This window comes from Nocardioides sp. NPDC023903 (genome assembly GCF_040639295.1).
GTDB lineage: Bacteria > Actinomycetota > Actinomycetes > Propionibacteriales > Nocardioidaceae > Nocardioides.
The window spans coordinates 74,310-98,995 of sequence record NZ_JBEZZS010000009.1; the positions used below are offsets into that span (position 1 = coordinate 74,310).

Consider the following 24,686-nt stretch of genomic DNA (forward strand, 5'->3'; position numbering starts at 1 on the left):
CTCCCATGAGTTCCGACTGGCCCCACGTGCAGCTGCATGTGGTGACCGGCAAGGGCGGCACGGGCAAGTCGACGGTGGCCGCGGCCCTGGCGCTCGGGCTGGCCTCCCACGGGAAGAACGTCCTGCTGTGCGAGGTCGAGGGCCGCCAGGGGGTGGCGCGGATGTTCGACGTCGACCCGCTGCCCTACGCCGAGACCCGCATCGCGACCGGGTTGCGGCTGCGGGCGCGATCCGGTGCCGACGCCGAGCCGGGCAACGTCTACGCCCTGCACATCGCCCCCGAGGAAGCCCTCCTCGAGTACCTGAAGATGTACTACAAGCTCGGTCCCGCCGGCCGCGCGCTCGACCGGTTCGGCGTGATCGAGTTCGCGACCACGATCGCGCCCGGGGTCCGGGACGTGCTCCTCACCGGCAAGCTCTTCGAGGCCGTCCAGCGCAACAGCCGCAACAAGGGCGCGCGGACCTACGACGCCGTCGTGCTCGACGCTCCCCCGACCGGCCGGATCACGAGTTTCCTCAACGTGTCCGAGTCCGTCGCGGGCTTGGCCAAGGTCGGCCCGATCAAGAACCAGGCCGACACGATGATGACCCTGTTCCGCTCCCGGCGCACCGCCGTCCACCTGGTCACGCTGCTCGAGGAGATGCCGGTTCAGGAGACCGCCGACGGCATCAGCGAGCTGCGCTCCGCCGGGCTTCCGGTCGGCGGCGTCATCGTCAACCAGGTACGCCCCCGCGACCTCCCTGACGAGTCCCTCGCCCCCGCTCTCGCCGGCTCCCTCGACGGCGAGCTGATCGCCGAGGACCTCAAGCGCGCCGGCATCGAACCCGACCCCGCCCTGATCTCCGCCCTCTCCGACGAGGCGAAGGAGTACGCCGAGCGCCGAGCCCTCGAGGACGCCCAGCGTGACCTCGTCGCCGGCCTCGGGGTCCCGACCTACGAGCTCAACCGGATCGCCGGCGGGATCGACATGGGCGGGCTCTACGAGCTCGCGGCCGAGCTCAAGGACCAGGGGCTCGCATGAGGATGGAATACCCGGTTAACCGGGTATCCCTGCACTTCTCTGGCATTGCAACACCAGAGAAGTGCAGGAAGTGCCTGAGCGACGTGACGCAAGTGACGAGAGGGACAGCCCGATGAGCGCTCACCCACGCGTCGGCCCGCTGGCCGCCCACGCCGACCACACCCGGGCCCTCGAGATCGACCGGCTGCTCGACGACCGCGACACCCACATCATCGTCTGCTGCGGCAGCGGCGGCGTGGGCAAGACGACCACGTCGGCGGCGCTGGCGCTCCGAGCGGCCGAGCGCGGACGCAAGGTGGTGGTGCTGACGATCGACCCGGCGCGACGCCTCGCCCAGTCGATGGGCATCGAGCGGCTCGACAACACGCCTCGCCAAGTGCCCGGGATCGGCCCGGGCCGACTCGACGCGATGATGCTCGACATGAAACGCACCTTCGACGAGGTGGTCGAGTCCCAGGCCAGCCCCGAGAAGGCGCAGCAGATCCTCAACAACCAGTTCTACATCGCGTTGAGCTCCAGCTTCGCGGGCACGCAGGAATACATGGCGATGGAGAAGCTCGGCCAGCTCTACCGCGACGCCTTCGCCCACAACGGCGGCAACGGCGACTACGACCTGATCGTCGTCGACACGCCCCCGAGCCGAAGCGCCCTCGACTTCCTCGACGCCCCCGAGCGCCTCTCCAGCTTCCTCGACGGGCGCTTCATACGCCTGATGCTGGCCCCGGCCAAGGGGCCGGTCAAGCTCATGTCGGCGGGGATCAACATCGTCACCAACGCGCTCAAGAAGGTCCTCGGCGGCCAGATGCTCACCGACCTGCAGACCTTCGTGACCGCGCTCGACACCGTCTTCGGTGGGTTTCGGCAACGGGCCCAGGAGACGTACGCACTGCTTCAGGCCGACGAGACCGCCTTCCTCGTCATCGCGGCCCCCGAGCCGGATGCCCTCCGGGAGGCCGCCTACTTCGTCGAGCGCCTCTCCGGCGATCGGATGCCTCTCCAGGGGCTGGTCGTCAACCGAGCCACCCTGCCCGACGACGCCTCGCTCACCGCGGCCGCCGCCGGGGCCGCCTCCGAACGTCTCCCCGACGCGCCTCTCACCGCTGGACTCCTGCGGCTCCACGCCGACCGCGCCCTCCTGGTCGAGCGCCAGCACCAGCTGCGCGAGCGCTTCGCGGTCGCCCATCCCCAGGTGCCGACCGCCGTCGTGCCGGCGCTGCCCGGTGACGTACACGATCTCGACGGGCTCCGCGAGATCGGCCGGCTGCTTGCCCAGGAATGAGCACCTGAAAACGGGGTCGAGCCAGGACGTACGTGACGTACGTCCTGGCTCAGACCAAGATCTTCAGCGACTCACTCGAGTAGGGGACGAGTGATCACTCCACGGATGCACGGGTGCGCGCGGCCTCGAGCACGGCGCGCCAAGAGGCGTTCGGGCTGCGGCGGAGCAGCGCACGACGCTCGCGCTCGGTCATACCGCCCCAGACACCCCACTCGATCTGGTTGTCGAGCGCCTCGGCAAGGCACTCGGTGCGGACGACGCAGCCTGAGCAGACCATCTTGGCCTTGTTCTGCTCGGCTCCACGTACGAAGAGCTCGTCGGGCTCGTTCTCACGACAGGCGGCCTGTAGCGACCATTCATCAACCCACATGGTGTGCCATCCCTTCATCGGAGCGCTTCGCCCTCCCCATATTGATGACGTGGCGCCCGTGCGGACTAAAGGTTAAGGACTCGACCCGGTCGAGTGACACACCCTTCTGGCCCAAAGTACGTAGTTCGAAATGACTAGGAGGGGTCCTGGGACCCGTTTTTGCCTCCCTGTCCGGCTCCGATTGCGAATCATGTGCTATTAGCCGCAATCACCTACGATGACCAGCATGTCTTCGCCGTCGCTGCGCCCGCAGACCGTGCTCAAGCATCTCGCCGTCATGTGCGGGGTCGCAGCCGTCCTCGGCGTCGTCGCCGCGGGCCTCGCCATCCCCTTCGCCGGTGTGGCCGGGATCGCGGCCAAGGAGACGGCCGAGAAGATGGATTCGCTGCCGAAGGCCTTCGAGGTCGACGACATGTCCCAGACGACCAAGATCGTCGACCGCAAGGGCAACCTGATCACGACGCTCTACGACCAGAACCGCGTCTACCGTCCTCTCGACCAGATCTCGTCCAACATGACGAAGGCACTCCTGGCGATCGAGGACTACCGCTTCTACCAGCACGGCGCGATGGACCTCAAGGGCACGCTGCGCGCGCTGATCACCAACCAGGCCAGCGACTCGGTGCAGGGTGGTTCCTCCATCACCCAGCAGCTGGTGAAGACGACGCTGGTCTACTCCGCGAAGACCGAGGCCGAGCGCAAGGCGGCCATCGAGAAGTCGACCGCCCGCAAGATCCGCGAGCTGCGCTACGCGATCGCGCTGGAGGAGAAGCACTCCAAGGACTGGATCCTCGAGCGCTACCTCAACGCGGCCTACTTCGGCGACGGCGCGTACGGCGTCCAGGCGGCCGCCAAGCACTACTTCAACGTCAACGCCTCCGAGCTCAACTGGCAGCAGTCGGCGATGCTGGCCGGGATGGTGAAGAACCCCACCGGCTACGACCCGACCAACTACCCCGACGCCACCATCGCCCGCCGCAACGTCGTCGTCGACCGGATGGCCGCACTCAAGGTCGTCTCCCGCCCCGAGGCGGAGAAGCTGAAGGACGCCAGCCTCGGCCTGAACGTCCAGAAGCAGCGCAACGGCTGCCTCGGCTCGTCTGCGGAGTTCTTCTGCGACTACGTGCTCAAGTGGCTGCTCAAGGACCCGGCCTTCGGCGAGACCGAGACCGACCGGCTCGCGCTGATCAAGTCCGGCGGTCTGACCATCAAGACCACGCTCGACCAGCGCTTCCAGGACGCCGCTCAAGAGTCGGTCGAGGATCACGTCTACGCCACCGACCAGGCCATCGGCGCCCTGGCCATGGTCGAGCCCGGCACCGGTCGCGTCCGGGCGCTCGCGCAGTCCCGTCCGATGGGTGACAACAAGAAGAAGGGCCAGTCCTACCTCAACTACCTGGTCCCGAAGGAGAAGTCGGGCGACTCCAACGGCTTCCAGGCCGGGTCGACCTTCAAGGCGTTCACCCTGGCCGCTGCCATCGAGCAGGGGTTCCCGCTCAAGCAGAAGATCAACTCGCCCGAGGAGCTGACGCTCAACGAGTCCACCTTCGCCGGCTGCCCGGGTGACGGCAACCGGGTCGGCAACCACACGTTCCACAACTCCACGACCTCGGGCAGCAAGGACGCCTACACCGGCACCCGGGAGTCCGTGAACACCTTCTACGCCCAGCTCTTCCAGCTCACCGGGATGTGCACGCCCTACAAGATGGCGCAGAAGATGGGCGTCAAGCTCACGGCCCCGTTCGGGGTCAACTTCGACGACGGTCACATCTGCAAGCCGAGCGAGACCCGCTGCGGCGGCGCGGAGCGCGTGCCGACCTTCACCCTCGGCGTCGTCGACGTCAGCCCGCTCGAGATGGCCGAGGCGTACGCGACGTTCGGCGCCCGCGGCAAGCACTGCGACTCGGTTCCGGTCAACGAGATCCTCGACGCCAACAACAAGGTGATCAAGCAGTACGAGCCGACCTGCGAGCAGGCGATGGCCAAGGGCACCGCCGACGCGGTCAACGACATCCTTCGCGGCGTGATGGAGCCCGGTGGCTTCGGCCAGAACCTGGCCCTGTCGGTGCCGAGCGCCGGCAAGACCGGAACCACGCAGGACAACAAGGCGGTGTGGCTGATGGGCTACACGCCTCGGCTCGCGACCGCTTCGATGATCGCCGGCGCCAACTCGGCTGGCACACCGCTCAGCCTCAACGGCCAGGTCGTCGGCGGCAACTACGTCTACGAGGCGGCGGGCTCGACGACTGCGGGTCCGATGTGGGGCGGCGCGATGCAGGTGATCGACAAGTACCTCAAGTCCGTGGACTTCCAGGAGCCCGACCCGAGCGTGATCGCAGGAAACACGGTTGATGTCCCCTGGGTCGGCGGCATGACCGTCGAGAAGGCGACGAAGGTGCTGAGGGCCGCCGGCTTCCAGGTCCAGCTCGGCCCTGAGGCGTACTCCGAATACGACCGCGGCCTGGTTGCCTTCACCACTCCGTCCGGCGATGCCGCCGAGGGATCGCCGATCACGATCTACACCTCGCTCGGCCCGGAGCCCAAGCCCGAGCCGAAGAAGAAGAAAAAGCAGCCCGAGCCGACGACGACGCCTGACGACGAGAAACCGAAGCCGAGAGCCGAGGCGAACGAGCCCGACTTCGGCTGGGAGTGGCCGACCGGCTGACGCGAGCCCATCCAACGCCTGTGGCCCCACCGATCCGGTGGGGCCACAGGCGTTCTCGGGCTGCCGTCAGGCGAGTTGCTTGCGCACCTCCGCGGCCACGGCACCACCGTCGGCACGGCCCTTGGTCTGCGGGGTCAGGATGCCCATGACCTTGCCCATGGCACGCATCCCCTCGTCGGCCGCACCGGTCTGGGCGATGGCCTTGCTGACGAGGTCGGAGATCTCCTCGGCGCTCAGTTGAGCGGGCAGGTACTCGGTGATCACCGCGGCCTCCGCGGTCTCCTTCTCGGCCTGCTCGGCGCGACCACCGTCGGCGAAGGCGGTGGCCGCCTCGCGGCGCTTCTTGGCCTCGCGGGTGAGGATCGTGATGATCTCGTCGTCGGTGAGCTCCTTGGCCTCCTTGCCGGCGACCTCGGCCTCGGTGATCGAGGCCATGACCATACGCAGCGTCCCGGCGCGCTCCTTGTCACGGGCCTTCATCGCGGAGGTCAGGTCGGTCCTCAGCTGGTCCTTCAGAGTGCTCATGGAACCCATTGTGGCAGGGTTGAGCCATGCGGCTCGCCTCAGTAATCGGCGCAACCCTCGGCACCGGGCTCGCCACCGGCGCGGCCATGACGGCGTACGCCCTGTGGGAGGCCCGTCAATACACGCTGCGCCACGTCGGACTCCCGGTGCTCCCCGAGGGCGCGGACCCGCTGCGGGTGCTGCATCTCTCCGACATGCACGTGGTCCCGTCGCAGCACAAAAAGCTCGACTGGATCGCGTCGCTGGCCTCGCTGAAGCCGGACCTGGTCGTCGACACCGGTGACAACCTGGCCCATCAGCGGGCGGTGCCGTCGATCGTCAATGCCCTCGGCGGGCTGCTCGACGTACCGGGCGTCTTCGTGCACGGCTCCAACGACTACTACGAGCCACGGATGCGCAACCCGATCGGCTACCTGCTGCCGGACAACGGCAAGCGGCAGACGAACGTGCCCGAGCTCCCCTGGCGTGACCTGTCCGCTTCCTTCACCAAGTCCGGCTGGCTGGACCTCACCAACACGCGCTCGTCGCTGACCGTCAAGGGCATCGAGTTCGCCTTCGCGGGCGTCGACGACCCCCACCTCCGCCTCGACGACCTCTCCTCGGTCGCCGGCCCCGCGGACCCGGCCGCGGACGTACGCCTCGGGGTCGCGCACGCTCCCTATCTACGGGTCCTGGACCAGTTCACCGCGGACGGCTACGACGCGATCCTGGCCGGCCACACCCACGGCGGTCAGATCTGCCTCCCGGGCGGACGAGCGCTGGCCACCAACTGCGATCTCGACCCCGGCCGGGTACGCGGCCTGCACACTCACACCCACGGTGGACGGCAGGCTTGGCTGCACGTATCGGCCGGTCTCGGCACCTCGCCCTACACCCGGATCCGCATCGCCTGCCGCCCCGAGGCGACCCTCCTGACACTCACCCCGCGCGGGGCTTCTCGTCGGTAGGGCCCGATTACGGATCGGGGGAGTCTCTGGGCTATGCTCATTCCTCGTTGGACCGTTTGTTCGGTGCAGCATTCGGGTTGTAGCGCAGCTTGGTAGCGCACCTCGTTCGGGACGAGGGGGCCGCAGGTTCAAATCCTGTCAACCCGACATCGAGTTCAGGCTCGGAGATCGCAGATCTCCGAGCCTGATCCCGTTTTCCGGCGCAGTAGTGTCGACGCCATGAGCTTCGACACGCGCAACGGCACCCGCGGCGCCAAACAGCCCTCGGCCAACCTCCTCCTGAAGCTGGGCAACAAGCTGATGATGAGCCGGGCCCGCAAGAGCAACGCCAAGATGGCCGGGATGCGGCTGCTCGTTCTCACCACGATCGGCAAGAAGAGCGGCGAGCCCCGTTCGACGCCGCTCGCCTGGTTCCCGGGCGACGACGGCACCTGGCTGATCGCCGCCTCGGCGGCCGGCGGACCGAAGAATCCGGCGTGGTACTACAACCTCGCTGCCAACCCGGACCGGGTCACCATCGAGCTCGGCGGCGAGACCATCCCGGTGGTCGCCGAGCAGCTGCACGGCGAGGAGCGCGCCCGCGCGTGGGCCGCGATCGTGGAGTCATCCGCCAACTTCGGGAGCTACGAGGAGAAGACCGACCGCGAGATCCCGGTCATCCGCCTCACCCGCGCCTGAGTTCAAATGTGACGCGCAGCATGCGAAACTGCCCCTCATGAGCAACGACCCCGCCGACAAGCTCGCCGCGCCGTCGTTCGGTTTCAAGAAGAAGCGTGGGGGCACGAAGCCGGCGAACACCAAGCCCGAGAAGACCCAGCCCCAGAAGACCCAGCCCCCGAAAGCTCGGGTCGAGACTGCCTCGGTCGAGACGGCCTCTGCTGAGAAGACCCAGGTGCTGGAGAAGACGGCACCACCCGTCGTAGCGTCCGAGCCGCCCGCTGAGAAGGCCGCGAAGAAGGCCGCAGCGAAGCCGGCGAAGAAGCAGAAGGCTCAGAAGCCGCCAAAGCCGGCGAAGGAACCGAGGGCACCCAAGGAGCCCAAGGAACCGCTTCAGCGCAGGATCAACCTCGGCACCCCGTCGGGCCTGTCCGCGGCGGTCATGATCGGGGCCATCGTCGGCGCGTTCATGGCCCTGGCCGTCTGGTTCAGCGGCACCGTGAGCCAGTGGACGCGAGGCACCTCGTCGCTGGGCGACAAGGGCGCGATCATCCTCATCGCCGTCTTCGCCCTCGCGATCATCGTCGGCGGCTACCTCCTCCGCCTGGCGGGCGCCCGCTCCCCCTTCACGATCAGCTTCCTCGGCTCAGCGCTCGTCGCCGTACTCTCGATGCTCTTCCTCACCGACGTCTTCGCCCACGCCTGGGGAGTGATCATCGTCGTGATCCTCACCGCCGCCGCGTACGCCCTCTCCTACTGGGTCACGACCAACTACATCGACTGACAGACCCGGCCGAGGCGTCACTCCGGTCGGCCGAGTTGGCACCGTCGTGCCAACTCGGCCAGCGCGCCTGACGTCTCGTCAGAGGGCGGCGGCTACCAGCTCGGCGAGCTGGACGGTGTTGAGCGCGGCGCCCTTGCGGAGGTTGTCGTTGGAGATGAACAGGGCGAGGCCGCGGTTGTCGGGGACACCCTCGTCCTGGCGGATGCGGCCGACGTAGGAGGGGTCCTTGCCAGCGGCGTACAGAGGCGTGGGTACGTCGCGGAGCTCGACGCCCGGGGCGTTCGCGAGGATCGCGGTGGCGCGCTCGGGGGTCAGGGGCGAGGAGAACTCGGCGTTGACCGCGAGCGAGTGACCGGTGACGACCGGGACGCGTACGCAGATGCCGGAGACCCGCAGGTCGGGCAGGGACAGGATCTTGCGGGACTCGTTGCGGAGCTTCTGCTCCTCATCGGTCTCGTTGAGGCCGTCCTCGACCAGCGAACCGGCGTAGGGCAGGACGTTGTAGGCGATCGTCTCGACGTACTTGTCCGGCTCCGGGAACGCGATGGCGGACCCGTCGTAGGCGAGCTCACGGGCCTTGTCGCCGGCAGCCGCGACCTCGCTGACCAGCTCCTCGACGCCGGCGACGCCGGAGCCCGAGACGGCCTGGTAGGTCGATACGACGAGCCGCTCGAGACCGGCTTCGTCGTGGAGCGCCTTGAGGACCGGCATCGCGGCCATCGTGGTGCAGTTGGGGTTGGCGATGATGCCCTGGCGGGCCTCGATGACCCCGTCCATCGCCGAGGGGTTGACCTCGGAGACGACCAGCGGGATCGACGGGTCCTTGCGCCAGGCCGAGGAGTTGTCGATGACGATCACGCCGGCCTCGGCGAACTTCGGCGCCAGCGCCTTCGAGGTGGCGCCACCGGCGGAGAAGATCGCGATGTCGAGACCCGACGGGTCAGCGGTGGCGGCGTCCTCGACGACGACCGAGCGACCACCGAACTCGATGGTCTTGCCGGCCGAGCGCGCCGAGGCGAAGAAACGAACCTCGCCGAGCGGGAAGCCGCGCTCGAGCAGGATCTGGCGTACGGCGACGCCCACCTGTCCGGTCGCTCCCACAATTCCCAGGTTGATGCTCATCGGCCGGTCCCTCCATAGACGATGGCCTCTACGTCGCTGTCGAGGCCGAATGCTTTGTGTGTGGCGCGCACGGCGCGGTCGAGGTCGTCGGCGCTGACCAGCACCGAGACGCGGATCTCCGAGGTCGACACCATCCGGATCAGGACTCCCTCGGCGGCGAGCGCGGCGAAGAACTTCGCCGTGATCCCCGGATGCGTACGCATCCCAGCGCCGACGATCGAGAGCTTGCCGATCTGCTCGTCGGCGACCGGGTCGGCGAAGCCGACCTCAGCCTGGATGTCGGCGAGGGCCGCGCGGGCCCTCTTGACGTCGGTGCGGGGCAGCGTGAACGAGATGTCCGTGCGCCGCGTCTTCTCCGCCGACACGTTCTGGACGATCATGTCGATGTTGATGCCGTTGTCGGCAAGGGTGTCGAAGATGCGGGCGGCCTCGCCGGGCTCGTCGGTGACCCCGGCGACGGTGATCTTGGCTTCACCGCGGTCGTGGGCCACACCGACGATCTCCGGGGTGTCGCCATCGGCGTCGGCGCCGTAGGAGACCTTCTCGACCTCCACGTCGCTGAACCTCTCCGCGGCGGCCTGCACCGCGCGGTCGACCTCGTCGTCGCCGACTACGACCGAGACCCGGACCTCCGAGGTGGAGATCATCTGGATGTTGACCCCGGCTTGAGCGATCGCAGAGAAGAAGTCGGCGATCTTCTTCGGCTGGGTGCGCAGCCCGGCACCGATCAGGGAGACCTTGCCCATCCGGGGCTCGGTGTTCACCCGCTCGAAGCCGAGCTCAGCGCGCGCCTGCTCCAGCACCTTCCCGGCGCGCTCGGCGTCATCGCGGGGCAGCGTGAACGTGATGTCGGTGCGGCCGGAGCCGGCTGCCGACGAGTCCTGGACCACCATGTCGACGTTGATGCCCACGCCGGCGACGATCTCGAAGACCTTCGCGGCGGCGCCCACCTGGTCGGGGGCGTTGACGACGGTGATCTTGGCCTGGCTGCGGTCGTGGGCGATGGCGGCGACGATCGGCGCCTCCATCCCTGCGTCGCCGCCGAGCTGGTGGTCGGCGTGCGGCGAGACCGCGTCGATGCTGCCCTTGACCACGGTGCCGTTGAGGGTGGAGAAGGAGGAGCGTACGTGGATCGGAAGGCTGTGGCGCCGGGCGAACTCCACCGAACGCAGGTGGAGCACCTTCGCCCCGGAGGCCGCCAGCTCGAGCATCTCCTCGAAAGCGACCGAGCTCAGCTTGCGAGCGGTCGGGACGATCCGCGGGTCGGCGGTGAAGACGCCGTCGACGTCGGTGTAGATCTCGCAGACGTCGGCGTTCAGCGCCACAGCCAGCGCGACCGCGGTGGTGTCGGTGCCGCCACGGCCCAGCGTGGTGATGTCCTTGGTGTCCCGGGAGACGCCCTGGAAGCCGGCCACGATCGCGATCGCACCGTCGCCGAGCGCTGCCTGGATCCGCTCCGGGGTGATGCTGAGGATCTTGGCGCGCCCGTGCTGCGCGTCGGTGATCAGACCGGCCTGCGACCCGGTGAACGACCGAGCCTCGTACGCCAGCCCGCGCTCGTTCGCGACGTCGTTGATCGCCATCGCGAGCAGCGCCATGGACTGCCGCTCGCCGGAGGTGAGCAGCATGTCGAACTCACGCGCGTGCGCGGTCGCGTCGGGCGAGACCTTGTTGGCCAGGTCGATCAGCTCATCGGTGGTGTCGCCCATGGCAGAGACGGCCACGACGACGTCGTGGCCCTGCTCTTTGGTCGCGACCACTCGCTGAGCGACGCGCTTGATGCCTGCAGCGTCTGCGACCGAGCTGCCACCGTACTTCTGAACGACGATTCCCACGGCGGGAAAGTCTACGTTGCCGGTGCGGGCGTCTTCTCCAGCATCTCATCAGCGGCGGCTAGGTCCTCGTCCTCACCGGTGAACGGCTCGGAGTCGAGGCGGTCGTGAGCGACCACGGTGAGCAGTGCGTTGAGCACGGCACCGGCCAGGTTGCCCCAGTTGTTGACGTAGCTGAACTGCCACCACCACAGCGCCTCGTCGACGTCGCCGAGACGGTAGTGCCGCAGGCCGTACTCCAGATCGGTCACCAGGCTGGCGACGTCGTCGGAGATCTGGCTGTCGACAACGTCCGGGCTGTACGGATCGAAGACGAAGCTGTAGGTGTCGATGTCGCCGAACATCTCGGCGAGCCCCATCCGGAGCTCGTCGACATCGGCTTCCATGCCCACGTCGGGCTGGAACTCCTCACGAGGCTCGAAGTCCTGCTGGGCGCCCAGTCGCGCGCCCGCCAGCAGGATCTGGCTCACCTCCAGCAGCAGCATCGGCACAGCGCTGCCCCCATCGCCGTCCGCAGCGATCGCACGCACCGAGAGCAGGAAGCTCTCCACCGAGTCGGCGATGCTGGTGGCGAAGTCCTTGCCGGTCAAGTCATTCGTCATGACGGCCCCCTTCCCGAGGTCCCTTGAATCGTCAGGCTACCGCCGAAGTCGCGGCCTGACGAGGGTAAAGAGTCGGCTCTTAGGGATCACACAGGTAACGACTACTCAGCCGCGCGGCGTCCGGCGAATGCGCGGCCGAGGGTGACCTCGTCGGCGTACTCCAGATCGCCACCGACCGGGAGACCGCTGGCCAGACGGGTGACCTTCAGCCCGAGCGGGCTCAGCTGACGGGTCAGATAGGTCGCCGTCGCCTCGCCCTCGAGGTTGGGGTCCGTGGCGAGGATCACCTCGGTGATCCCGGGGTCGTTGAGCCGCTGGACGAGCTCACGGATGCGCAGCTGGTCGGGACCGATCCCGTCGATCGGGCTGATCGCGCCGCCGAGCACGTGATAGCGCCCGCGGAACTCGCGGGTGCGCTCGATCGCGACGACGTCCTTGTACTCCTCGACCACGCACAGCACCGACTGCTCGCGACGGGGGTCGCGACAGATCCGGCAGGTCTCCTCCTCGGAGACGTTGAAGCAGACCGAGCAGAACTTCACCTTTGCCTTGACCTCGTTGAGGATCGAGGCCAGCCGATGTACGTCGGCGGGATCAGCCTGGAGCAGATGGAACGCGATCCGCTGAGCGCTCTTCGGGCCTACGCCCGGCAGCCGTCCCAGCTCGTCGATGAGGTCTTGGACCACACCCTCGTACAACTTGGTTATCGCCTGTCTCTAGCTGTGCTGGTTTCAACTGTGTCTGTTTCAGAAGCCGAGCTTGAACGGCGGCTCGCCGCCGCCGGGGGCACCGGGGCCACCGAGGCCGCCCGCGAGCGGGCCCATCGCCTCACCGGCGAGCTCGTCGGCCTTGCCCTTGGCCTCGCGGTAGGCAGCGACGATCACAGCGCCGAGGTCCTCGAGGTCGTCGGGGTTGCTGCCGTCGAACTCGCCCTGCTTGATCTCCACGCCGACCAGCTCGCCGGTGCCGGTGAGCTTGACGGTCACCGCACCGCCGGCGACGGTGCCGTCGACGATCGTGTCGGCGAGCTTCTCCTGGGCGTCGACGATTTGGCTCTGCAGCGCCTGGGCCTGCTGCATGATCGCGTTGAGGTCGAAGCCGCCCTCGCCGCCGAGGCCTTCGAGTGGGTTCGTCATCTGTGCCGTCCTAGTTGTGAGGAATCTCTTCGATCATCGTTGCACCCAACTCCTGAGCGAGCAGCGCCTCGGCGCCCATCGCGGCAGGCCCGTCGTAGGCCTGGTCGTCGGGGTTCACCGCGGCATCGGCCTCCGCCAGGCGGGCCACCGTGTCGTCGACAGGGGGCTCGTAGTCGGCCGCACGCGTCGGCCGAATGGCCTCCCTAGCCAGCGCGATCGCTCCTGGGTCGGCGGGCTGCATAGTCGACGAGGCCTGTGGCTCCGGCGGAGCCGGCGGCTGGTCCGGGGGCGGCGGCTCGGCGGCCCAGTCGGGCGGTGGCGCCTGCTCGTTCCAGGATGCCTCCGGCGGCTGCTGCGGCTGGGTGGGCTCCTGGGGCTGGCTCGGCTGTGGCGTCGGCGGCGCCTGCCGCTGCGGGGACCCTTGGCCGCCGCCCGCGACGATCGCCTCGATCTTCGGCTGGATGCCGATCACGTTGACCAGCGCCTGCCCGAGGATCGGCTCGTGCCCGCCGGTCGCGAACCGGTCGCGGAGACCCGGCGAGGCGAACCCGAGGGTGAGCACGCCGTCGCGGAAGTCGACCACCTGGGCGTTCTGGCCCACCAGCGACCAGGTCGCCCGGCGCAGGCCCTTGGTCTGGGCGATCACGTCGTCCCACAGGCGGCGGACGTCCACGTTGCCCATGCCGCCCGGCGACTGCGCCTGAGGCTGGGTCTGAGGCGGCGTCTGAGGCTGGCTCGGCGGCTCAGGAGCGGCCGGCGTCTGCTGGGGAGGCATCTCCGCGGCCGGAGCGGGCTCGCGGGCGGGCTCGGGGGCTCGCTCAGGGGCCGGGGCGTACGCCTGGACGGGCTCTGGATGCGGCGTCGCGGGAGCGACCGTCTCGTGCCCCGGCGCACCGACGGACGGCTTGAGCACCGGCCGGTCCTGAGCGGGGGCAGCCGCCGCCGGAGCAGCGGTCACCGTCGGCGTACCGCTGATCTCGATCCGCCTCTCCAGACGGTCCAGTCGGGCCGCGAGGCCGTCGGCACCGTCGGCCGCGGGCAGCAGCACCCGGGCACAGATCAGCTCGAGCAGAAGTCGGGGTGCGGTGGCGCCGCGCATCTCGGTCAGACCGGTCGCGACCGCATCGGCGGCCCGCGACAGATCGTGTGGGCCGAAGCGTCCGGCCTGAGCGACCAGCCGCTCGCCGCCGTCCTCAGAGACGTCGATGAGCCCGGTAGCGGGCGCATCCGGGACCGCCTTGACGATGACCAGGTCACGCAGCCGCCGCAGCAGGTCCTCGGTGAACCGCCGCGGGTCCTGGCCGGTCTCGATGATCTTGTCGATGACACCGAAGACCGCCGCGCCGTCATGGGCGGCGAAGGCGTCGACGACCTCGTCCAGCAGCGCGTCCGGGGTGTAGCCGAGCAGACCAGCAGCCAGCTCGTACGTCACGCCCTCAGGCCCCGAGCCACCGAGCAACTGGTCCATGACCGAGAGGCTGTCGCGCATAGACCCGGCGCCCGCGCGTGCGACGAGCGGCAGCGCGGCCGGCTCGACGTTGATGCCCTCCTTCTCGCACAGCGTCGAGATGTAGTCGGAGACCAGCTTGGGCGGGAAGAGGCGGAACGGATAGTGATGGGTGCGCGACCGGATCGTCGGAATGACCTTCTCCGGCTCGGTCGTCGCGAAGATGAACCGCAGGTGCTCCGGCGGCTCCTCGACGAGCTTGAGCAGCGCGTTGAAGCCCTGCGTCGAGACCATGTGGGCCTCGTCGATGATGTAGACCTTGTAGCGGCTCTTCACCGGCGCGAAGAACGCCTTCTCCCGCAGGTCACGGGCATCATCCACGCCACCGTGCGACGCCGCGTCGATCTCGATCACGTCGATGCTGCCGGGCCCGCCGCGGGCCAGGTCCCGGCACGACTCGCACTCCCCGCACGGATCCGCGATCGGCGCCTTCTCGCAGTTCAGCGCCCGCGCCAGGATCCGCGCCGAGGTCGTCTTGCCGCAGCCACGTGGCCCGGAGAAGAGGTACGCATGGTTGACCCGGTTGCCCGCGAGCGCATTGCGCAGCGGGCCGGTGACGTGATCTTGGCCGATGACCTCGGCAAACGTCTCCGGCCGGTAGCGGCGGTAGAGAGCTAACGGTGCGTCCACCCGATAGACCCTAGCCGCGACCGCCGACAGTTCGTAACCACCCGCGACGTGCGTCGGACACCGGCCCACCGCCGAGCGTGCGCGGGAAAAGAAAAGGCCCCCCACGTACCCAACAGAGCTCGCTTATCCTTGCTGCCTTCCGGCCCTGGGGAGGTTCGACAAGATGTCGCCACATGGGGGGTTGCCGAAGAGTCTAGACGAGTCCGCTCGCCGATCCCAAAGGCGGCCCGCTGGCCCTCCGCCGATTTCCTCCAGGATCACGGAGCCGCGTAGGATCCCTCACGGATCTGTCGCCTAGTGGCCTATGGCGCACGGCTGGAATCCGTGTTGGGTTAACGCCCTCGGGGGTTCGAATCCCCCCAGATCCGCCAGCACAAACCGGCGCCTGACCTGCTATCGAGCAGGTCAGGCGCCGTTCATTTATCAGTGTGCCCAGGACATTGCTCATCCGCGGCCCCGCGTGCGGAGCAGCGCGATTCCGAGGATCAACCCTCCGGGCACGATCACGATCGGCGCCACCGGGTCCTCGAATCCGGTGCCGACCAGAGCCACGACGCTGACCACGCCGAGCAGGATGCTGACGATCGTCGTCGCCAGCGCCGCCCGGCGGACGACGCCATGTCCGCGTAACGCCTCCGCAGCGAAGACCATCGACCCGAGCGCGAGCAGCGACAAGGCGGACACGAGCGGGACCGTCAGCACGTCGAAGTCCCGCACGAGCGGCGGCAGGTTCTCCGGGTCGGCGAACAGGCCCAACCCCAGAGCCACGTACGTCCACCACACGACCAGCGTGGCCAGTGCCGACCACCACGCGAGCCGTCCGAGTCGCCCGGGCACCCCGATGCGGATCTGGCGGGCAGCCAGAGCCAGGAACACCGGGGACACGAAGAGGAGCAGCCCCGTGACCAGCGCGTAGACCGGATGGTCCTGGGTGATCTGGGCCTGCGTGGAGCTCGCCAGCGCATTGACCGCCACGCCTTCGCGTTCGGCTGCAGCCACCAGATCCTGCTCGAAGCCGGCTCCGATGGTGACGGCAACCACGACATAGCCCGCCAGCACCGAGACCGCGCCGACGTACGCCCGGCCTGCCGATGCCACCCACTGCGGGGCCCGCCCGCGGTCGACGCGGCGTGCAGGCTGGTCGCGGCGGGCGATCCTCTTGACGTTCATCGCCCTCAGCCCACCGTTTGCTCGGCCCGAGCCGCGGCCTTGAGCTTGGCCGCCTGCACCGGGTTGTCGACGACGAGGACGTCCTCCGGGTCCGGTTCGGTGTGGTGCTGCAGGGTGTAGAACCGCACCTCGTGACCGTCCGGATCGTGCAGCAGCGGCAGGATCCAGCCGAGGGTGGCAGGCTGCACGCCTGCGTGCCGCTCGCCGAGGTCGGTCAACCTGTCCCCGAGCGCGCGGAGGGTGCACTCGTCGGCCACTCCGATCGAGAAGTAGTCGAAACCGGCGGCGGCACGAGCGCGTTCGGGATCGAGCCGCAAGCCCAGGTTCGGGCCACCGTTGGGGTGTACCAGGCAGATGCCGTCGAGCTCGCCGTCCGTCTGAAACTCCACGACGAGCTTGTACCCGAGCCTTGATTCGTACCACCGCTGGGCTCGCCGAAGGTCGGCGACCGGCAGCTTGAGGTGGTGGACGCCGGCGAGAGCCGGTGCTTCATAGTCGCTCATGTCCACTCCTGACTTGCAGTGTGACTGCAATTTCCTAATTGCAGTTATACTGCAACTCGTGTCTTCAGAAGTCAATCCCCCCACTCGGGGATCTCGTGCCGAGCGGACCGAGCAGGCGATCGTCGCCGCGGCCCACGAACTCTTCGCCCAGCGCGGCTATCGCGGCACCGCGCTGACAGACGTCGCCAAAGCCGCGGGCGTCTCCGACCGAACCATCTACGTCCGCTTCGCCACCAAGGCACACCTGCTCAAGCGAGTGGTCGACGTGGCCCTCGTCGGTGACGCCCTGCCTATCGCCCTGGCCGATCGCGACTGGATCGACACGGTCATGAACGCCCCGACACTCGAGGAGCGGCTGGCCGCGGACGCGGAAGGCACCGCGGTGATGATGGATCGCATCGCGCCCGTCCTCGCCGTAGCCATGCAGGCCGAGGCGGACGAGCCGTTGATCGCAGCAGCAGCCCAGGCGGCCCGCGAGTCGACACTCGAGCAGGTGCGCGCCTTCTGGGAGAAGCTGCACCGCGACGGGCTGATGAGCCCCGATGCCGACCTCGAGTGGGTGATCGCCACCAGCGCCCTGCTGGCCAACGCCGAGACGTACGTCCACATGACCCGCACACTGCGCTGGACACCCCCCGAGTACCAGGCGTGGCGGCACCGAACCTGGCGCCACCTCGCCATGGCCCCGGCGACGTGAGCTGCGACGTGCCTCAGTCCAGCACGGCGTACGCCTCGACCTCGACGAGCACGTCAGGCTCGAACAGGTAGTCCACGCCGATCGCGGACAGTGGCGGCAGGGGCTGCGGGATGCCGAGCTCGTCGATGACGCTCTCGAGCCCGGTGACGAAGGCGTCGTACTTGTCCGGGGTCCAACCCGTGACGAAGAACCGGAGGCGTACGACGTCGGCGAAGGTCGCGCCGGCCCCGGCCAGGCCGCGGGCGGTGTTGCGGAGGGCATGGGCGAGCTGGCCGGCGAGGTCCCCCGGGGCGACGCCGCGACCGAGCTCGTCCCGCGCGATCTGTCCGGCGACATGGATGTGTCGGGAGCCGGTGGCGACAGAGACGTGGTGGTAGGGCACGGGCTGGAACATGCCTTCGGGGGTGAGCAGATCGACGGACACGATGAGATTCCTTTCGAGGGTTAAGGTTTCTCATGTGTACTTGGTATCCAGAGGACACTTCAACGAGTCTAGGTGTCATGCCGGATACCCCGGGCCCCTTGCGCCTGACCCAGGAGCATCGCGAGCTTCTCGACCAGCTCCTCGACAAGTGGTCGCTCCAGGTGCTCGACACGCTCTGTGAGCGGCCTCGCCGCTTCAACGAGCTGCGTCAGGCGATCCCGGCAGTGACCCAGAAGTCACTCACCACCGCGCTGCGTCGCCTGGAGCGCAACGGCATGGTCGAGCGCGTCGTACTGAGCACTCGCCCGGTCGCGGTGGAATACCGCATCACCCCGCTGGGCAGCACCCTGCAGGACCTCATCGACCGGCTCTACCACTGGACGACCACGACCCTGCCCGAGGTCGAAGCAGCACGCCAGGCCTTCGACCGCTCGGTCTGACGCGCTACATCGAGCTCTTGCGCCGCGAGAACAGCGGCCGCAGGACCAGCCCGAGGCCGAGCGCACCGCCGCCCGCGATGCCCCACCAGATCGCGTTCTCGCGAACGGCGGCGAGGGGATCCGCCTTCTCGCGCGCCATCGGCGCCTGATCGACCTCGGGCGGCTTGGTCGTCTCCTTGTCGAGCGGCCGAACGATGGCGTCGTACGCATTCACCGCGCCCGCACCCCAGTAACGGCTGCCCTGACCTTCCTGGCCAGAAGCCGTGGCGTAGAGGCGGTCGATGACCTGCTCGGCCTTCCAGCTCTTGTTGGCAGACCAGATCAAGGCGAGTACGCCGCTGACCTCTGCCGCCGCGAACGACGTCGTGATCGTGTCGACCCAGCACGGCTTTCCGAACAGCGTCTTCGAAGGCGCGCCGTAGGTCGGGGCTGTGACATCGGTATTGGAGTTGGGCAGCACGGTGGTGTCTGGATCCGATGCCCAGGTGCCAGACGCGCTGACGGTCACCACCGGATCAGTGGCTTTGGGGAAGACGCTCGCAGCCACGTCCGGCCCCTCTTTACTGGTGACCTCCGACCAGTCGGAGGCCATGACGACGATCGCGCCCTTCTTCACCAAGGTGTCGACCGCCTTGTCCATCGCAGGGCTTTCCTGCGCTGCGGGAAGGCCGATATCAACGATCAGACGAGTGGTGTTTCCTCGGGCCAGCTGGTTGAGCGCGGCGGTCAGCTTCGCTACTTCGACCGTCGACTTCTCTTGGCCGACCTTGAGGACCGGGTGATCGCTGATCTGCGCCTTGGGCGCGATCTCGGAGATCAGCCCAGCAGCGACGGCCCCGTGATAATCCTGCGCTTTGCTGGAGATGCCGGAGTCGACGACCGCGATCTTCACGCCACCGCCCTGATCACTGACCTGTTGCGCCTCAGCGATCCTCATGATGGCGAACGGAGCAACGGCGCTGGGCACTGGAGCATCCTTGGTGTCAGCGGGCTGCGGCGTACCACCACCGATGTTCTGCGAATAGTCGCTGCACATCGGCCTCTCCTCGGCGGCGTACGCCGGACTGGTGCCGCCCAGCACCGCCAGACCACTCGCCAGAGCGGCCACGGCAACACCTACCCGCAGCACGCTCACTGAGGCAGGCACTGGTCCTCCTGGCCCGGTCCGAAGCCGGGCGGGCATAGAGCCATCTCAGTGGAGAGCGCCGCGCCTACCGGGAGCAGTCGCAGCCACGTACCTGGAATGAGCGGTCCAGAGTCAGGGCTCAGACCGAGGCGTCCGACAGTGAGTGGTCCGTCGACCGTGTTGGCTGTCGCACGACCATCGATGAGATAGGGCGTTGCACTCTTCTTCTCGAGGTCTTCGCCGTTGGCGGCGTAGACGAAAGCGCCCTTGCCGGGATCGACACGCGCCGCGGTCAGGTTGTCGGCCTCCGGCGGGCTCGCAGGCCACGCCTTCTCACCTGGCTCGATGCCGAGCCGCACGGTGGTGTCGCCTCCGGTCTCGAGCCGGGCACAGGCCGCGCCGGTCGCCGGGTCGAGCGTCGACCTCGGCCAGAAGGTGGACGCTTCTAGACGCTCACCGTCGATGTTCGGCTGCGACTCCAGGGTCTGCAGGTTGATCTTGTCGCCAAAGGCGATGTCGTAGACCTCGCTGGCGAAGTCCTCGAGCCGAATCCAGCCGCTCTCCGTCATGAGATAGTCCTTGGCCAGGTAGTTGCCCTTCGTGCCGATCGGGTACTCCTCGCCCTCGACCGTTTGACCCGCCTTCGTGTAAGCGCTCCCGAAGGAACCCCCAGTCAGGGCTCCGCCCGCGGGGAAGAGATTCACCCAGGACTGAGGCACTGTGGGAGTCGAGACCGGCCCGGTGAAGATGCGGTCGGCGTACGTCTCCGCGTCGCCTTCGACCTTGTAGCTGTACGCCTGCGTGTCGCCGTCTACGTTCGTGCTGTCCGCGATGAGGTAGGTGCCCTCAGCTGTCTGCACCATGAAACCGGCCCGATCGGCTCCCTGCACGTCAGGCTTGGTCGAGATGTTCAGGAACGTGCCTGCATCGTCAGCCGTGCAGGCGGTCCAACCGGTCTTGATGAAGTCCGCCTCGGTCGGCAGCTCCTCAGGGACGTTCGGACCGGAGATGCCGATCGTCGCCTTCGGGAACTCCTTGTCGATCTCCTCCTGGTCGATGACCTTGGACTTCTTCTCCAGGTCGAGACCGAGGATGAGCTGTGCGCTGGCCAGGTTGACGACCGGGTGCAGCTCCTTGGCCTTGTCCGGGCCGGTGACGACGTAACGCGCACCGCCCTTGGTGACGATCAGGCCGTCCTCGTCGGCCCAGCCGGTCGCGGCCTTGGGCGAGAGGAAGTGAGCGACGGCGCCACCGGCGATGAGCAGAACCGCGAGCACGACACCACCGAAGACCGAGCGGCCCGGGCGGGCCGGCTCCACCTCGCGCCCGCCTGGGGCGCCGGAGAGGAACGCGGAGACGAGCCGACGACGGCTGAAGGCATGGGCCTCTACGAGGTCCTTCTTGCTGGCCATCAGAAACCAGCCACCGCGGCGCCGAAGAGGCCCGAGGCGAGCACCATCAGCGGCAGCATCGCGAGCAGGCAGGCGGTCTCGGCGACATCGGCCAGGCGACCACGACGGATCGACCCGACGTCGGGGACGAGCGTCAGCACCAGGAGTACGCCGCCCGCGGCCGCCAGCACGACGGCGGTCGTCGGCCGCCAGGACTCGTGGTAGACGAGCAGCGCGGCGCCGATCGCGAGCAGGCCGGCGATCCCGGAGACCAGCCCGACCAGCACCTCCGAACCCGTCCGGTACTGCCGGGTGCGCAGCATCAGCACGACACACGCGGCGAGAGCCAGCAGCGTGCCGAAGAGGCCGAGCCGCACCACGAACGGCGAGGTCAGCACGACCAGGACGCCGACGGAGAGGGAGATCGCGACCAGGATCTCGTGGGCGACCTTGGCGTCGACCCTGACCTGGTCGGCCCGGATCTCGTCCGGGTCGAGGTTGATGTCCTCGTCGGAATAGAGCTGGGGGACGTCGGTCTTGGTCGTGCTCAGCGCGAGCCACGGGAAGAAGCTGCCGGCCAGCACCACGACGACCAGCACGATCCCGAGCACCACACCGGCCTTCCAGCCGGTCATGCTCAGCAGCATGCCGGCCACCAGGAAGACGCCGCCGACGAGCGCGCCCGGCATCGCCAGCATCCGGGCCTCACCGAGGCCGAGGAAGCCGATCGCGGCGGCGAGCATCGCGCCCGCGCCGGCGAAGGCCAGCGGCATCCCGACGCCACCATCGGGGCCGAGAGAGGCAGCGCCGATCAGGAAGCCGGCGACCGCGCCGTAGACCTCACCGATCCACACCGCGGCGATCGCGGCGTCGTTCTCGGCCTCGAGCCGGGAGAGCACGATCGCGCCTCCGGCGAGGACGAGGCCGATCACGCCGGCGGCGACGCCGGCGAGCATCGACGGCGCCTGCGTCCACAACGCACCGGCACCGAGGAGCAGCAGCATCGCGGCGGCCAGCAGTGACGTACGTCGTCCTGCTTCCGGCTTCCAGGGGGCCATCTCGCTCTCGACGACGTCGGTCATCGCCTCGACCACGTCGTCGTAGACCCGCGGCGGCTTGTCGTCGATCCCGGCGCTCACCGTGAGCACGCCACCGTCCTCGACGCCCTGCGGGATCAGACCGAGGTCACCGGTGAGCTTGCGGCCGTCGGCGAGCACGACGCGGTAGCCGGCGTACGCCGTCTGCGGGTCGAGCAACCCGACGCTTCGCGCAAGCTCCGGCACGAGCTCCGCCACCGGCACCGAGCCCGGCAGCACCAGATCCATCCGGCGGGTGCCGGAGGCGACTGTGACCCGGACCAGCCCAGTGGGCGCCACCTGCGCCTGCGTCATTTCACGAACTCCTCGCGTCGTGCCTGTGCCCGAGACGAACCGACCGAATGTCCCGAGAGTTAGACCTGCATCGCGCCCGCTGAATCAGACAGCGAACATCAGCGCTGACTTTGCCATAAAACAAGCACCGAGGGGACCGGTGCCCCGCACCGATCCCCTCGTGTTGCCTGTGTGCTGAAGAACTCAGCCGCCGAAGCCGCCGGCACCGCGCTGGTCAGCGCGGTGCATGTCAGCGTTGGCCTCGTTGACGAACTTGCTGCCGCGGTCCAGAGCCATACCGAGCTCGCGGATGCTCTGGTTCCACTTGGCCTGCGCCCGGTTGTAGGCGTCAGCCGCCTGGCCGGTGAAGTTCTCCTGGAGGCCCATGATGTGACGCTCGAGCTCGTCGAGCTCGCGGTCCATGTCCGCAACGCCCTTGAGCAGGACGTCGGTGATGGAGCCCATCTTCCCGTGGTTTACGACAATCTCTTCACCCATGTCAGTTCCTTCCAGTCCTGTGCTTGAAATGCGGCCTGACCGGGTGGTCAGCCACCCATCTTGTAAGAGATGCTGTCCATGCTGGAGGTGACGGAGCTGGACTGCCCGGCAACATCCTCGTCGGCCTGGCTACCGACCTTGCGAGCATTCTCGAGACCCGCGGTGAGCTCGTCGAGCGCGTTGGTGATCTCGCGCGACTTCTCGTTGTAGGTGTTCATCAGCTGCTGGAACGAGGTGCCGCCGGCACCCTTCCAGCCCGATGCGCCCTCCGCCTGGGCCTCCGAGACGGTGCGGCTGTTGACGCTCTGCAGCTTGGCCTTGGTCTCGTTGATGAAGTTGACGGCGGTGTTGATCGCCTGGCCTTGCTTGATCTCACTGCTCATGGTGCTGTCCTTCCACCGGCGGAACCGGTTCCTAGGTTGATACCTGTTGGAGCCCGGCTCCCGATGGGCTCCCCCGAGGTCCGGACAATGTGTTCTTACCCCGTCTCCGGAGTTCTAAACACAAATCTCTGAACTTTTTCAGCCCTGCTGTCTAGCCATTGAAACCCGATTCCCACAGGTGTCGGAAGAACCCTGAGGAAACCACGAACGAAGCGATGACGGCGGCGCCGCACAGCGACTCCGCCCAGTCGGCCCGAGACGCCCACTTCGCCGAGCGCCAGCCCCGGCCGGTCGCGATCGCCGCGATGATGACGGCGAACCCGATCACCACGACTCCCAGACCGAACCAGGAGACCAGCTCCGGGTCGGCCCAGCCTACGAAGGCACGGACCCCGACCGCCAGCGCAATAACTCCGGCGACCCGGAGTACGCCACGAGGCAGCCAGTAGCGATAGCTGCGCGCCGAGAGCAGGATGACGAAGGCACCGGCCAGCGTGATCAGCCAGCCACCGATCCGGTCCACGTCGTCCGTCGCGGTCGCCACCAGCGCCGGTCCGCTCACCACGACCACGGCGAGAACCGCCCAGGAGGCCGCCGCCAGCGTGCGGGCGCCGCGCTCGGCCACCTCGGTGACCTCGTCAATCGGGACGGTCGCCTTGCCGGAGGTCGTCTTGGCCCGTGCCGACCAGGCGGTCACCGACAGCTTGGAGACATCGAGGAGATAGGAGTCCGGGACGTCCACGGCGTACGACGGGACGATCCGCGCCGCCAGCGCAGCAGCGGCGAACAGGATCGACCACGGCACCTGCGGCGAGGTGCCGAGCAGGGCGCACAGCGCGGTCACCACGAAGACGACGACGCCGGTCGCGGTCCAGATCTTCAGTGCGGCATCGACGGTGTCGACGAGGGACCGCGAGACGGTCGCGACGACCGCGGCACTCAACCCGGCCACGCCGACCGCCATCGGCAGCGTCTCGGGCGCCGGGTCGACGGTGATGACGAAGGCAGCGCCGGCGGCGAAGGCCGGGGCGACGATCGCTCGGCGCGCTGCGTACGGCCCTGCGGGGATGATGCCGACCAACGCGCCCAGCGCGAGCAGACCGGCGATGGCCAGTCGCTGCCAGCCGTCGGCCTGGGCGCCGAACCCGGCCGCGGCGACCGCCAGAAGAGTGGCCAGACCGACCCAGTAGAAGGAGAAGCTGCCCGCCCGGATCGGGGCGGCCGTCTCGACGACCTCACGCCGCGCGTAGGCCTGCGTGGGCGGCGAGTCGGCGGCGAGCAGGGCACCCGAGGCGATGCCGCGTGAGGCGAGCGATGCGTCCGGCTGGATCACCTCGCCACGGCGGTCCCGCAGCACCGGAACCGCTGGAAGGCCGACGGCGGTGGCGTACTCCCGAGCCAGGTCCGAGGCGTGCGCATCGGACGGAACGACGATGTCGACCACTCCGGCGGTGCCGTGGACCGTGACCGCCAGGCCGCCTGCTGCGAGCGCCGGCTCAACGGCATCGGCCGTCTGAGTGGGCATGACACCTCCCGGATGCGTGATGACCCTGTGACAGAGTTCCACATCGGAAGCTCCACCGCCCGTTTTACCCGACCGGCACGG

Annotated in this window: 25 protein-coding genes, 2 tRNA genes, 1 other RNA gene and 1 pseudogene; 10 read left to right on the plus strand and 19 right to left on the minus strand. The window is 68.3% G+C overall.

Annotated features, from left to right (window positions below; all coding sequences use genetic code 11):
* Positions 1–5: 5 nt before the first annotated feature.
* Together AB0F44_RS12280 and AB0F44_RS12285 are read left to right on the plus strand one after the other, a co-directional pair.
* Positions 6–1,022, plus strand: coding sequence for an ArsA-related P-loop ATPase (locus tag AB0F44_RS12280; RefSeq protein ID WP_357355729.1), 1,017 nt, complete (start codon positions 6–8; stop codon positions 1,020–1,022).
* 112 nt (positions 1,023–1,134) lie between these two features.
* The gene (locus AB0F44_RS12285) at positions 1,135–2,301 is read left to right on the plus strand and encodes an ArsA family ATPase (RefSeq protein ID WP_357355731.1); all 1,167 of its coding nucleotides are present in this window, start codon (positions 1,135–1,137) and stop codon (positions 2,299–2,301) included.
* Positions 2,302–2,395: 94 nt separating this feature from the next.
* Here AB0F44_RS12285 and AB0F44_RS12290 read toward each other — a convergent pair whose 3' ends face one another.
* Positions 2,396–2,671, minus strand: a complete 276-nt coding sequence (locus AB0F44_RS12290; RefSeq protein WP_045548985.1) for a WhiB family transcriptional regulator — start codon at positions 2,669–2,671, stop codon at positions 2,396–2,398.
* Positions 2,672–2,897: 226 nt separating this feature from the next.
* Here AB0F44_RS12290 and AB0F44_RS12295 point away from each other — a divergent pair, with 226 nt between their 5' ends.
* The gene (locus tag AB0F44_RS12295) at positions 2,898–5,336 is read left to right on the plus strand and encodes a penicillin-binding protein (RefSeq protein WP_357355733.1); all 2,439 of its coding nucleotides are present in this window, start codon (positions 2,898–2,900) and stop codon (positions 5,334–5,336) included.
* 66 nt (positions 5,337–5,402) lie between these two features.
* On the opposite strand, the gene AB0F44_RS12300 is transcribed toward AB0F44_RS12295, so the two are convergent.
* Positions 5,403–5,861 carry a GatB/YqeY domain-containing protein gene (locus AB0F44_RS12300; RefSeq protein WP_355021157.1) on the minus strand — a complete coding sequence of 153 codons (459 nt, stop codon included), beginning with the start codon at positions 5,859–5,861 and terminating at the stop codon, positions 5,403–5,405.
* A 26-nt stretch (positions 5,862–5,887) separates the two neighbouring features.
* Between AB0F44_RS12300 and AB0F44_RS12305 the strand changes: the two genes are divergently transcribed.
* From AB0F44_RS12305 to AB0F44_RS12320, 4 genes are all read left to right on the plus strand, one after another.
* Complete coding sequence (locus AB0F44_RS12305) at positions 5,888–6,808, plus strand: metallophosphoesterase (RefSeq protein ID WP_357355735.1); 921 nt, start codon at positions 5,888–5,890, stop codon at positions 6,806–6,808.
* Positions 6,809–6,881: 73 nt separating this feature from the next.
* Positions 6,882–6,955, plus strand: a tRNA-Pro gene (locus AB0F44_RS12310).
* A 72-nt stretch (positions 6,956–7,027) separates the two neighbouring features.
* The gene (locus AB0F44_RS12315; protein WP_357355737.1) at positions 7,028–7,486 is read left to right on the plus strand and encodes a nitroreductase/quinone reductase family protein; all 459 of its coding nucleotides are present in this window, start codon (positions 7,028–7,030) and stop codon (positions 7,484–7,486) included.
* Between the two features lie 37 nt (positions 7,487–7,523).
* A complete protein-coding gene (locus AB0F44_RS12320) occupies positions 7,524–8,249 on the plus strand; it encodes a hypothetical protein (protein WP_357355739.1) in 726 nt (241 codons plus the stop codon).
* Between the two features lie 78 nt (positions 8,250–8,327).
* Here the strand turns inward: AB0F44_RS12320 and AB0F44_RS12325 are convergent, their stop codons facing one another.
* The 8 genes and pseudogenes from AB0F44_RS12325 to ffs all read right to left on the minus strand — a co-directional run bounded on the left by AB0F44_RS12325 (position 8,328) and on the right by ffs (position 15,261).
* On the minus strand, positions 8,328–9,371 hold the full coding sequence (locus AB0F44_RS12325; RefSeq protein WP_357355741.1) for an aspartate-semialdehyde dehydrogenase: 1,044 nt from the start codon (positions 9,369–9,371) through the stop codon (positions 8,328–8,330).
* Positions 9,368–9,925 (minus strand): ACT domain-containing protein, encoded by a 558-nt coding sequence (locus tag AB0F44_RS12330; RefSeq protein ID WP_357355899.1) that lies wholly within the window; start codon positions 9,923–9,925, stop codon positions 9,368–9,370. The genes AB0F44_RS12325 and AB0F44_RS12330 overlap by 4 nt, the downstream gene beginning before the upstream one ends.
* Positions 9,899–11,206 (minus strand): annotated as a pseudogene (locus AB0F44_RS12335) (aspartate kinase); the annotation flags it as partial. The pseudogene AB0F44_RS12335 and the gene AB0F44_RS12330, both read right to left, overlap by 27 nt.
* 11 nt (positions 11,207–11,217) lie before the next feature.
* The gene (locus AB0F44_RS12340) at positions 11,218–11,805 is read right to left on the minus strand and encodes a DUF5063 domain-containing protein (RefSeq protein WP_141802328.1); all 588 of its coding nucleotides are present in this window, start codon (positions 11,803–11,805) and stop codon (positions 11,218–11,220) included.
* Positions 11,806–11,906: 101 nt separating this feature from the next.
* Positions 11,907–12,503 carry a recombination mediator RecR gene (gene recR, locus AB0F44_RS12345; protein ID WP_008356228.1) on the minus strand — a complete coding sequence of 199 codons (597 nt, stop codon included), beginning with the start codon at positions 12,501–12,503 and terminating at the stop codon, positions 11,907–11,909.
* A 48-nt stretch (positions 12,504–12,551) separates the two neighbouring features.
* The gene (locus AB0F44_RS12350; protein ID WP_350666520.1) at positions 12,552–12,941 is read right to left on the minus strand and encodes a YbaB/EbfC family nucleoid-associated protein; all 390 of its coding nucleotides are present in this window, start codon (positions 12,939–12,941) and stop codon (positions 12,552–12,554) included.
* Positions 12,942–12,951: 10 nt separating this feature from the next.
* Complete coding sequence (locus AB0F44_RS12355) at positions 12,952–15,078, minus strand: DNA polymerase III subunit gamma and tau (protein WP_357355744.1); 2,127 nt, start codon at positions 15,076–15,078, stop codon at positions 12,952–12,954.
* 92 nt (positions 15,079–15,170) lie between these two features.
* An RNA gene (gene ffs, locus AB0F44_RS12360) (signal recognition particle sRNA small type) lies at positions 15,171–15,261 on the minus strand.
* Positions 15,262–15,361: 100 nt separating this feature from the next.
* Between ffs and AB0F44_RS12365 the strand changes: the two genes are divergently transcribed.
* Positions 15,362–15,449: transfer RNA gene (locus tag AB0F44_RS12365), tRNA-Ser, on the plus strand.
* A 73-nt stretch (positions 15,450–15,522) separates the two neighbouring features.
* Here AB0F44_RS12365 and AB0F44_RS12370 read toward each other — a convergent pair.
* Positions 15,523–16,248, minus strand: coding sequence for a hypothetical protein (locus AB0F44_RS12370; RefSeq protein WP_357355746.1), 726 nt, complete (start codon positions 16,246–16,248; stop codon positions 15,523–15,525).
* Positions 16,249–16,253: 5 nt separating this feature from the next.
* The gene (locus AB0F44_RS12375; protein ID WP_357355748.1) at positions 16,254–16,751 is read right to left on the minus strand and encodes a VOC family protein; all 498 of its coding nucleotides are present in this window, start codon (positions 16,749–16,751) and stop codon (positions 16,254–16,256) included.
* Positions 16,752–16,809: 58 nt separating this feature from the next.
* On the opposite strand from AB0F44_RS12375, the gene AB0F44_RS12380 reads away from it, so the two are divergent.
* A complete protein-coding gene (locus AB0F44_RS12380; RefSeq protein WP_357355749.1) occupies positions 16,810–17,448 on the plus strand; it encodes a helix-turn-helix domain-containing protein in 639 nt (212 codons plus the stop codon).
* Positions 17,449–17,461: 13 nt separating this feature from the next.
* Here AB0F44_RS12380 and AB0F44_RS12385 read toward each other — a convergent pair whose 3' ends face one another.
* The gene (locus AB0F44_RS12385; RefSeq protein WP_357355751.1) at positions 17,462–17,872 is read right to left on the minus strand and encodes a Rid family hydrolase; all 411 of its coding nucleotides are present in this window, start codon (positions 17,870–17,872) and stop codon (positions 17,462–17,464) included.
* A 77-nt stretch (positions 17,873–17,949) separates the two neighbouring features.
* Here AB0F44_RS12385 and AB0F44_RS12390 point away from each other — a divergent pair, with 77 nt between their 5' ends.
* On the plus strand, positions 17,950–18,312 hold the full coding sequence (locus AB0F44_RS12390) for a helix-turn-helix domain-containing protein (RefSeq protein ID WP_357355753.1): 363 nt from the start codon (positions 17,950–17,952) through the stop codon (positions 18,310–18,312).
* Between the two features lie 4 nt (positions 18,313–18,316).
* Here the strand turns inward: AB0F44_RS12390 and AB0F44_RS12395 are convergent, their stop codons facing one another.
* The 6 genes from AB0F44_RS12395 to AB0F44_RS12420 all read right to left on the minus strand — a co-directional run bounded on the left by AB0F44_RS12395 (position 18,317) and on the right by AB0F44_RS12420 (position 24,605).
* Positions 18,317–19,447 (minus strand): S8/S53 family peptidase, encoded by a 1,131-nt coding sequence (locus tag AB0F44_RS12395; protein ID WP_357355755.1) that lies wholly within the window; start codon positions 19,445–19,447, stop codon positions 18,317–18,319.
* Entirely contained in the window at positions 19,444–20,850 is a 1,407-nt protein-coding gene (locus tag AB0F44_RS12400; RefSeq protein WP_357355757.1) for a type VII secretion protein EccB, read from the minus strand. Before AB0F44_RS12400 ends, AB0F44_RS12395 begins: the two co-directional genes overlap by 4 nt.
* Complete coding sequence (gene eccD, locus AB0F44_RS12405) at positions 20,850–22,220, minus strand: type VII secretion integral membrane protein EccD (RefSeq protein ID WP_357355759.1); 1,371 nt, start codon at positions 22,218–22,220, stop codon at positions 20,850–20,852. The genes AB0F44_RS12400 and eccD overlap by 1 nt, the downstream gene beginning before the upstream one ends.
* A gap of 183 nt (positions 22,221–22,403) precedes the next feature.
* Positions 22,404–22,697, minus strand: coding sequence for a WXG100 family type VII secretion target (locus AB0F44_RS12410; RefSeq protein WP_350666498.1), 294 nt, complete (start codon positions 22,695–22,697; stop codon positions 22,404–22,406).
* A gap of 47 nt (positions 22,698–22,744) precedes the next feature.
* A complete protein-coding gene (locus tag AB0F44_RS12415; RefSeq protein WP_091043262.1) occupies positions 22,745–23,080 on the minus strand; it encodes a WXG100 family type VII secretion target in 336 nt (111 codons plus the stop codon).
* A 151-nt stretch (positions 23,081–23,231) separates the two neighbouring features.
* Complete coding sequence (locus AB0F44_RS12420; protein ID WP_357355761.1) at positions 23,232–24,605, minus strand: hypothetical protein; 1,374 nt, start codon at positions 24,603–24,605, stop codon at positions 23,232–23,234.
* Positions 24,606–24,686 lie beyond the last annotated feature (81 nt).